The organism is Rossellomorea aquimaris (assembly GCF_001877785.1).
Taxonomy (GTDB): domain Bacteria; phylum Bacillota; class Bacilli; order Bacillales; family Bacillaceae_B; genus Rossellomorea; species Rossellomorea aquimaris_A.
The window spans coordinates 1-568 of the sequence record NZ_MINN01000119.1; the positions used below are offsets into that span (position 1 = coordinate 1).

The 568-nt window shown below is 38.9% G+C and carries 1 protein-coding gene; it reads right to left on the bottom strand.

What is annotated here, in order from left to right:
- Window positions 1-12 precede the first annotated feature (12 nt).
- Complete coding sequence (locus BHE18_RS18315; RefSeq protein WP_071619963.1) at window positions 13-318, bottom strand: PTS sugar transporter subunit IIA; 306 nt, start codon at window positions 316-318, stop codon at window positions 13-15.
- Between the last annotated feature and the right edge of the window lie 250 nt (window positions 319-568).

Genomic DNA, 568 nt, shown 5'->3' on the forward strand with positions numbered 1-568 from the left:
GTTTCATTCAAATCATTCCTTCATCAAATTATTTTGTAAGTATTCATAGAACAACTCTTCTAACTTATTTCGGATAACGTCCTCGTTCGAAGACGAGAAAATCATCATCGAGGCTTCGCTTTCGATCAAGCTCAAACTGATCAAACTCATGATTTCCTGTTGGCGTTCGCTCAATTCCACCGGCGTCAGCATCAACAATAAATTCGTCATCTGCATCTCTTTGTCATCCATGCCCTTTACGGCAATCTGTGAATCCAAATGCACCACTTGGAACATTAAATCGCGGACCGATTCGTCCCGGCAATGAAACAGCGCCATATTGGTTCCTGGAATGAAAAAAAAAAAAACAGACTCCTCACACGTATGCTATCTACCTATATATAACCACCACCAACACCAAAAACAAAGAGACTACTGACTACAAGAATATGTGGTACAACTCAATATTAGATAGTGAAAACTGAGCAACAACAGTAGAACAAAATAAATGTCGAAGTCTAGACAAAGTGGATAGACACAAATGCGAAGTAAAGAATGCACCAACACAGTAAGCGATAAATCACTATAA

What these genes read in the sequence shown, in the direction of transcription:
- BHE18_RS18315 (WP_071619963.1), bottom strand. Translation starts at nt 318, where the DNA reads ATGGCGCTGTTTCATTGCCGGGACGAATCGGTCCGCGATTTAATGTTC.